Raw genomic sequence first — 1920 nt, 5'->3', positions numbered from 1 at the left:
CAGGCGAAAACCTCGATTATGATGATATGGATAAATATCAACCGGGCGAGCTGAGATAATCAGCTCTTTCATGATCATATAGCGATAAGAAGAAATAATAATGAATAGAAATCTTCTCATAAAGATAATGCTGTTTTTGTCGTTATTTTTGCTAACTAGTTGCAGCGATGACAAAAAAACAGTGCGATTAACTTTAGCACATACATTAGACACGCGTCATGTGGTACATCAAGCAATGGAATATATGGCTAAACGTTTGGCATTTTATTCTAATGACACAATGGAAATTGTTATTTATCCAGGTGGTCAGCTGGGGTCTGAACGTGAACTCATTGAGTTGTTGCAAATCGGTAGTTTATCAATCACCAAAGTGTCGGCAAGCCCACTGGAAGGTTTTGTACCAGAAATGAAAGTATTCGGCATTCCGTATGTGTTTCGCGATAGCGAACATTTTTGGCGTGTACTTAAAAGCGATTTAGGCACCGAGCTACTTAATAAAGTAAGCACTGCAAGGCTTAAAGGTTTGGGCTATTACGATGCAGGCAGCCGCAGCTTTTATACCACCAATGGCGCGATTAATACCCCGGATGATTTAATAGGAAAAAAAATTCGCGTGTTAAATAGCCCTACAGCTGTGGCGACAGTACAAGCGTTAGGCGGCGCTGCAGCACCGATTGCATGGGGCGAATTGTATGCCGCACTGCAACAAGGTGTAGTTGATGGCGCAGAGAATAATCCGCCAAGCTATTACTTATCTCGTCATTACGAAATCGCTAAATATTATTCGCTGGACGAACATACGTTTGTTCCTGATGTGATTTTAGCAAGCTTAAAAGTTTGGAACTCACTTAACAATGAACAACAACAGTGGTTAACCCAAGCAATGGCCGACTCAGTTGAGTACCAACGTTCATTGTGGCAAAACGCATCTGATGAGGCGCTTAAAGCCGTGATCGCAGAAGGCGTACAAGTGACTTATCCTAACAAACAAGCGTTTCAAGATAAAGTGGCTGATTTTCATGCTTCGTTCGCTGATACAGCGGTTGCAGCTCACATAAAAAAAATAAAAAGCATGTAGGAGCAAACAATGCGACAACTCAACACACACTTAAATCGCATCATCGAGCGATTACTGATTTTGGCCATGATAGCAATTGTAACCGTTGTTTGTTGGCAAGTATTTTCACGATTTATTTTACGTGCACCGAGCTCATACACCGAAGAGTTAGCGCGTTTTATCCTGATTTGGATTGGGATCTTGGGCGCTTCGTATGCGTATCGCACCAAAGCACATTTAGGGCTTGATCTTTTTTATCAAAAAATGATCCCGTCACTTAGGTATAAGTGTTCATTTGTAATCGAAATCTGCGTGCTGATCACGGCGTTAAGTATTTTAGTGTATGGCGGCAGCCAATTGATGATGTTGAGCTTTGAATTAAAGCAAATGTCAGCGGCGCTTGAGATCAACATGGGTTATGTGTATATCGTTTTACCGCTGAGCGGGGTGTTGATTGTGATTAATTGCATTGAAAACCTCATCAATTATGCACAGCAAACATTCACGGAGCAAGCGTAATGGACTCAACAGCAATTGTTTTAATCGTTTGTTTTTTTGTATTGTTATTTATCAATGTACCTATTTCTTTGTGTATTGCGCTATCAACATTAGCAGCGTTATTAATGCACATTGATTTTACGCCTGCCACCACGACCATAGCCCAGCAAATGGCCGGTGGCATTGATAGTTTCGCATTATTGGCAATCCCATTTTTTATCTTGTCAGGATTGATAATGGGCCAAGGCGGTATTGCTAAACGGCTGATTGAATGTGCTATGGCGATGATAGGCTTTTTACCCGGCGGCTTGGCACTCGTAAATGTAATGTCGTGCATGTTATTTGGTGCAATATCAGGATCTGCC

General features: G+C 41.5%; 3 protein-coding genes. All 3 read left to right on the top strand.

What is annotated here, in order from left to right; translation table 11 throughout:
• Window positions 1-100: 100 nt before the first annotated feature.
• Window positions 101-1078 (top strand): TRAP transporter substrate-binding protein, encoded by a 978-nt coding sequence (locus tag L654_RS0100025; protein WP_024606887.1) that lies wholly within the window; start codon window positions 101-103, stop codon window positions 1076-1078.
• Between the two features lie 9 nt (window positions 1079-1087).
• Window positions 1088-1576 carry a TRAP transporter small permease gene (locus L654_RS0100020; protein WP_024606886.1) on the top strand — a complete coding sequence of 163 codons (489 nt, stop codon included), beginning with the start codon at window positions 1088-1090 and terminating at the stop codon, window positions 1574-1576.
• Window positions 1576-1920 (top strand): TRAP transporter large permease subunit (locus tag L654_RS0100015; protein ID WP_029753393.1); only part of this gene is annotated, 345 nt, incomplete at its 3' end. The genes L654_RS0100020 and L654_RS0100015, both read left to right, overlap by 1 nt.

Source organism: Pseudoalteromonas sp. TAB23, assembly GCF_000498075.1.
Classification (GTDB): Bacteria; Pseudomonadota; Gammaproteobacteria; order Enterobacterales; family Alteromonadaceae; genus Pseudoalteromonas; species Pseudoalteromonas arctica.
This window is presented reverse-complemented; position numbering and strand designations above follow the sequence as displayed.